A 6,269-nucleotide genomic window follows, 5' to 3' on the forward strand; every position below is an offset into this window, starting at 1 on the left:
AATTACTTCTTTCAGAATTAGTTGTGCTGTAGCCGGAGCGAGGAGTACACCATTGCGATAATGACCTGTTGCTAGCCAAACATTATTGTAGCCAGGCAGTTGATCAATGACAGGGGCAGGTCGTCCTTCTGGACGAGGGCGTAACCCGTACCATGTGTTGATAATCTCTGCTGTGGCTAGAGGAGGGCAATATGCGATCGCATTCTGTCTGACCTGCTCCAGTAACCCTGGTTGTGCTTCCACATTACCTGCATCATCGGGAAACTCAACCGTTTGCCCCACCCAGTAGTCTTGCTTACCCACTGGCAAAATATGAACATCATCACGAGTAATCACTGGCTGAAAATCTTCATATCCCATGGGCTGGGGCAGCCGCAATTTTAATGCTTGTCCCAGTACTGGTTTGAGAGTCAGAGGCAGATCTTGACTAACTTGCTGGTTTGGTGGTTGGAGCATCTTAATCACCCCAGATGAACCTAACCCAGCAGCCACTACTAGCCAATCTATCTCTAGGGTTCCAGCATCAGTATAGATTTGGGAGCAATTGAGAGAATTGTTGAGATCGGAACCTATGGATTCAAACCCTCTAACTGTGATTCCAAAATTAAACCTAACCCCATTGGCCTCAGCACCAGCTACTAATACTTGAGTTAGGATAGTTGGATCAATTTGTAGGTCTTGGGGAGAATAGATTCCAGCAATAAATTTATCTTGACTTAGGTGAGGACAGCGATGCTTGACTTGGGGAACATCCCAAATTTCTAATTGCCAACCTTGGCTGAGGCGAGTTTGTACTAGTTTTTCCCAAGAACCCAAGTCCTCTCCAGGCAAACACAGCTTCAAGATACCGTTGCGATTGACTGGAATCTGGTATCCCGTGAGTGCCTCTAATTCAGGAATCAGGGTCTGATAGCGCTGGATACTGGCTTGGCGCAGCTGCCACGCCCTACCCTTGACTTTCTTACTAATGACACCCATCAGTACCCCTAAAGCAGCACCAGTAGACCCTTGTGCTGGCAGATGCTGGTCGAGGACAGTGATACTTAGCCCATTTACCCGACTAAGTTCATATGCGATCGCTGCTCCAACGATACCGCATCCAATAATAGCGACTTTACTCACAATTTTATCGATTATGAAGTATGAATTATGAAGTATAAATTATGAAGTATGAATTATGGTTATGGATAACCCTTGTAGTCAATCTGAATTGGAATGGTACTGAGTTAAGATTCCTGATACCCGTGCCTAGTTAGGCTACATAAACTAAAGCTGCCTACCTAGCCTAGGAAACATTGATTTTATCTTTATTTCCCAAAGAGCGAATTTGGTTTTTGTAGCCCTAGGATATAAGCCTTCAAGGTCTAAAGCACGAGCCATTTACCATCAGTGAGCCACCAATAACCCCATTTCACAGGTTACACTTCACAAGTCATACTTCACAGCTTAAACTTCATCATTCATACTTCATGAACTTTTTAACTAGTGGGAATTAATTCCAAAAAGTCATCAAAGTTTTTCAAAGCTGCTGCGTAGTTTTTGAGTGCCAGCTGGGAGTTGCGCTCTACAGAAGCTTCGTCAATTTTAACCAAAGATTTCAACAATACTTCAGCCGCTTCCTTGGCAGCTTTCTGGTCTTTGGGAAGGAGTTGACCACTCAGATAGTTACTGCTGCGCCCTAGATCTCCTAACGGACCATGGATAAATGAACTAATATCTACCCAGTTTTCGTCTTGAATGTTGGCTTCGAGAACTGGCATTTTCTCGCGAAGCTCAAGCACTCTAGTAGCACTTGTCTGGATTTGGGCAATTTTTTCAGGGGTGTAGGTAGGAGCCTTAGTGGAACTTGGGCTACCACAGCTGACCAAAAAGGTCATCACCATTGCCAGAATCACAGTCAGAATAGACCGATAACTTCTCATCATCATTGTTTGTTCGCTAGCCAACCGATCGGGAAAACTACTTAAGGTTCGTCATGTAATATAACCCAATATTGCTCTCATCAAACGCAAAGTTTAATACCCAATACGGCAGCTTGACCACTGATTCTGTCGAAGCTTACCCACCCAAGCACTACTTTCAGCAAGATCTTGGTTGGCGACATACTAATCAAATCACGAGCTGCTCAGGTAGACGCTGCTGAAAGCTGTTTGCATTTCTCAAGCTTGTAGATGAGCTGTACAGATATAATATTAAAAAGTTTCTATAGCAAAGGGAACAGCGGATCACCGGAACAGCGGATCACCGGAACAGCGGATCACCGGAGTAGGGAATATTGCATCAAAAATTATCACAATTGATTTAGGATTGCTATAACTATAGCTTTTACCAAGCTATCATAAAAGCAAATCTGATTTATAATAGTAAATAATCCTTGGATATCTTTTTTACTATTCCCAGATCCGCTGTTCCCTACTCCCTACTCCCTACTCCCTAATCTAAGGGCCTAAGTACCTTACCGAATTGAGAACTGCTATATATCATGGCATTTACAGATTTTAAATCTGCTGACGAAGTACAGAAGGCATATCGAATCAACTATACCGAAGAAGACTTTCTTCCCATTTCTTCTGTCTCGCCACCAGAGCAATTTATTCAAGATTACGAGTTTAGCAGGCAAAACTTTGATATTTTCTCATCCGAGGCTGCCCGCTGTGAAAACGTTATCTACCCGATTTTGCGTGAAGCATGCAAAAAATTTGTTGACCAATATTCAATCTGGAGCCATAAATCGATTTCTGCAGATAGTATTTTAACGGGAACACCAGATTATATTTTTGGTAAACGTTCAGAACTGGGTAAAAACGTAATAGAGTATCCGCTGATTTTGATTGTAGAGGCAAAACAAAACGATTTCATGAAAGGTTGGGGGCAATGTTTGTCAGAATTAGTAGCTGCACAAAAGTTAAATAAAACTGAGAGTCTGGTGGTATATGGAATAGTTACTGATGCTGAGTTGTGGCAGTTTGGAAAGCTGGATGGAAAACATTTTACCAAGAATTATTCTAGGGTAACTATTAATGACTTAAGTGAGGTATTTGGTTCGGTTTGCTCTGTTGTGGAGTTAGCTGCGAAGTCATCTACGGTGCGCGCCTCCAAGGGCGAGTAAATCGCCCTTGGGTCGCACCGCTAGGAGTAGGTTAATGGGAGCAGGGAGGTTTGCAGCAGGGAGTAGCGATGCAGCACTATAGTTGTTAATGCTTTTTTCCGTTGCAGCCCAGTCTTAGTATGCTATAGACTGAGACTAATAAGACCGAACCTATTGGCAAAATGAGCGATCGCAATATTATTACCATCAAACCGGATAAGCGAGGTGGTAAACCTTGTATTCGGCAGATGCGAATAACCGTTTATGACATTTTAGGCTGGCTAGCAGCTGGTATGTCTCAAGCCGAAATTGTCGATGACTTTCCAGAATTGACGGAAACAGATATTAGAGCTTGCCTAGAATTTGCTGCTGATCGCGACATCGTATAATTGCCACGGATACTAAATAATTCAGGTTCTTCAGTAACTTTTATGCTAAAGTTCCAGTTAAAAAACTCAGAAAGCTTACTGTACAAATAAAATTAGGCTCTTCAACTAACAAAAATTACTGAATACAGCCTCTTTCCACTGTTCCCTGTTCCCTATTCCCTGTTCCCTTTTAAAGACTGTTTATTTAGCATAACAGGTACGGTAGAGCTATAATTCAAGCTTTGCGTCGTAGAAACGGCACCAGGATTTCACTAATTTCCTTCGACCAATGCTCCTGAGGATAATGTCCAGCTTCCTCCAGCTTCACTAATTCCTTATTCTTAAGCTGATTAGCAAATTGCTCAGCTTGCTCCACCGGAAGCCAAGGGTCTTTGAGTCCCCAAACAATTAAGGTTGGCTTCTCCCAGTTGCGGAAACCTGATTCAATTTCTGCCATAGACTTGTTCATCTGGATATTCTTGATAGTCGCTACCAGAGAACGTCCAGGATCGGAACTTTTTAGGAAGGGCTTGCGATAGAGATCTAAATAGTTGTCTTCAATGCGATAGCGCGACCCCCCTTCGAGAGTTCGGTCAACTAACAAGGGGTCTTGGGTTAACATATCTCCGATGAATGGCCATCCCCATTGCTGCATTTTGCTGGGTAACTTGGCAGCCGAGGAGACAGGTGTATTGAGAATCACTAGACGCTCAATCTGGTCTGAGTGACGCAAGGCATATTGAAGTCCCACGGAGGCGAGAAAGCCTTGGACAACTAAGGAAAACCTTTCGATTTCGAGGTGTTTAAGGAAATCCCCTAAGGCTTCAATGAACGCATCTGGTGTGTATGGAAAGTCAAGCCGATCCGGTTTTGCGGATAATCCAGAACCGAGCCAATCTGGTGCGATCGCATCGTAGCCTACTTTAGCTAAATCTGGCATGATCTCACACCAGCAAAAACTCTGGGATGGCAAGCCATGAAGCAGTATTACTGGCACTTTGTCGCTATCGCCAACGGGTTTAGCTTCCCGATAGAACCATTCCCAAGACCCGACTTCTATAGATTGTTCACTGATTGACACGGTTGTTTTGCCTTTACCCTGTTGCTTGTCCTGTGGCAATCCTGATCGACTTGTGAACAATACTTCCCTTGAAAATAGTTCGTCAGTCCTGAGTGCTGAGTTTTTAGTAAGAACTGTTACTGTCCACTTTTCAGCTCGGATTGCTATATGAGCTTACCGCGCTCGTGGGAACTTAGGCAAGTGAGGACTCAGGTGCCAGACTTTTATGGCAATGGGCATGCGTTGCAACCACATACAGATGTCTCTTGTGCAGCTGGGTATGCATTACTCCACTGACCGTTCCAACCGCCATGGTCGGCACATGTATCTCCACAAATCCAAGGAGCATAAGTGTTATTGAGAATAGGTTCGATAGCTGGATAATCACAGCCGCAAGAATAATCTTCCCTAGCGTTCTCACGAATGCTGTTCTTCATGGTGTTGAGCCAGCTACGGCTTTGATCATTCACCTTGAACATAATAATATTCTGACCTTGGATGAGCCGAAACATATCACCATAAAGCGGGAACGATTTCTCAAGAGTCTGGAATATGGTGGGACGAGTGGCCATAAGATACTGGGGATAGGGATGACTTGCATCTGCTCCAATACTTGCAATCATCGTTGTGGAGGCTGCCATCGTATTAGCTAGCTTTACAGCTAGGTCACGTGTCCCCCTCTCTTCACTTGTAGTATTTACACCAATCACATCAGCATAGAAAACTTCTGGATAGGATTGATCTTGATCTGATAACGGCATGACCTTGAAGCCAATGTTTTGCCTTGTGTTTTCACTCATGTTTGACATCGCTTCTGTATAGCCCATGAGTGCACGTCCCCAACCATCACTAAACCAATCTGCCCGCTGGTAGGACTTGATAGAATCATCTTGATCGGTTGCATTCTCATAGCTTGCCATACCTAGCAACTCTTGCATGTTGTCTATGGCCTGGGAGTTAAGTTGCGATTCATTCTCAGGCAATAGGAAGGGATATTGTCCAGTCAAGCTATGGGCAATGTCTAGGTAAAGAGTAGCATTTGTCGTGCCACCAGCCATATCAAGCATCATGCCCCGAATATCGGGGGGAATCTCGCTGGTATAGGTGCATGAAGACAAAGCATTCTGAATTTGATCTAGGTTTGTTGCATTGGCAATTGCTGCATCCTCTTTGTGATAAAATAATATATTTGCACAGCCAAGCTGGGGAATTGCGTAATACTCCTGACCTACCTTAACCCCATCTATTGCGTATTCAACGAAGTCCTCCAAGTTGTTGATTTCACTAGCCTGTATCGGTTCGAGCCAGTTTTGACTGCGAAAGTAGTCGAAAAACATGGCATCGAATACATAAACATCTGCATTTTCAGGAGGATTATTCGAGTAACCCCCATCCCAATCCTCCGCAGGAACAAAATTCAAGGGAACCTCTGGTTGAACCTTTTGCCATTCAGCTTGTATTGCTGTTTGGAATTGCTCAAGCCGAGGAACGTATGGATACAGTGCAACATGAAGCTCTGTAGCCGATGCTTCTCCTATTCCTAGGAGACTGATAGCCAAGGCTAAAATTAGCGTCAAGCTGACATTAATTAGTTTTTTCATCACTATTTCATCACTACATATCTAGCCACTTTTTTCCCTCGCCGATCAATCAGTGCCTGCTGAACTTGTTGAGAATCAGTAGCAGGCAGCAGTGGCAAGGATTGCCGACTTGTTGGAGTTGAGTAACGCGGAGAAATCGAAGCCAAGAACCA

The 6,269-nt window shown here is 43.9% G+C and carries 6 protein-coding genes; 2 read left to right on the forward strand and 4 right to left on the reverse strand.

The annotated features are described in order from the left end of the window. The coding region (locus F6K52_RS30335) for an FAD-dependent oxidoreductase (RefSeq protein WP_293087615.1) at positions 1-1,122 on the reverse strand (1,122 nt) is incomplete at its 3' end. A 356-nt stretch (positions 1,123-1,478) separates the two neighbouring features. Further along, entirely contained in the window at positions 1,479-1,928 is a 450-nt protein-coding gene (psbQ, locus tag F6K52_RS30340) for a photosystem II protein PsbQ (RefSeq protein ID WP_293087618.1), read from the reverse strand. Positions 1,929-2,482: 554 nt separating this feature from the next. Here psbQ and F6K52_RS30345 point away from each other — a divergent pair. Together F6K52_RS30345 and F6K52_RS30350 are read left to right on the forward strand one after the other, a co-directional pair. After that, complete coding sequence (locus F6K52_RS30345) at positions 2,483-3,109, forward strand: hypothetical protein (RefSeq protein WP_293087622.1); 627 nt, start codon at positions 2,483-2,485, stop codon at positions 3,107-3,109. Positions 3,110-3,270: 161 nt separating this feature from the next. Continuing rightward, positions 3,271-3,477, forward strand: coding sequence for a DUF433 domain-containing protein (locus F6K52_RS30350; protein WP_293087625.1), 207 nt, complete (start codon positions 3,271-3,273; stop codon positions 3,475-3,477). A gap of 214 nt (positions 3,478-3,691) precedes the next feature. On the opposite strand, the gene F6K52_RS30355 is transcribed toward F6K52_RS30350, so the two are convergent. Together F6K52_RS30355 and bcmE are read right to left on the reverse strand one after the other, a co-directional pair. Beyond that, positions 3,692-4,537 (reverse strand): alpha/beta fold hydrolase, encoded by an 846-nt coding sequence (locus F6K52_RS30355; RefSeq protein WP_293087631.1) that lies wholly within the window; start codon positions 4,535-4,537, stop codon positions 3,692-3,694. A 203-nt stretch (positions 4,538-4,740) separates the two neighbouring features. Beyond that, complete coding sequence (gene bcmE, locus F6K52_RS30360) at positions 4,741-6,075, reverse strand: thiamine pyridinylase (protein ID WP_293087628.1); 1,335 nt, start codon at positions 6,073-6,075, stop codon at positions 4,741-4,743. Between the last annotated feature and the right edge of the window lie 194 nt (positions 6,076-6,269).

The organism is Moorena sp. SIO3H5 (genome assembly GCF_010692395.1).
Lineage (GTDB): Bacteria > Cyanobacteriota > Cyanobacteriia > Cyanobacteriales > Coleofasciculaceae > Moorena.

What these genes read in the sequence shown, in the direction of transcription:
- F6K52_RS30350 (WP_293087625.1), top strand. Translation starts at nt 3,271, where the DNA reads ATGAGCGATCGCAATATTATTACCATCAAACCGGATAAGCGAGGTGGT.
- F6K52_RS30345 (WP_293087622.1), top strand. Translation starts at nt 2,483, where the DNA reads ATGGCATTTACAGATTTTAAATCTGCTGACGAAGTACAGAAGGCATAT.
- psbQ (WP_293087618.1), bottom strand. Translation starts at nt 1,928, where the DNA reads ATGATGATGAGAAGTTATCGGTCTATTCTGACTGTGATTCTGGCAATG.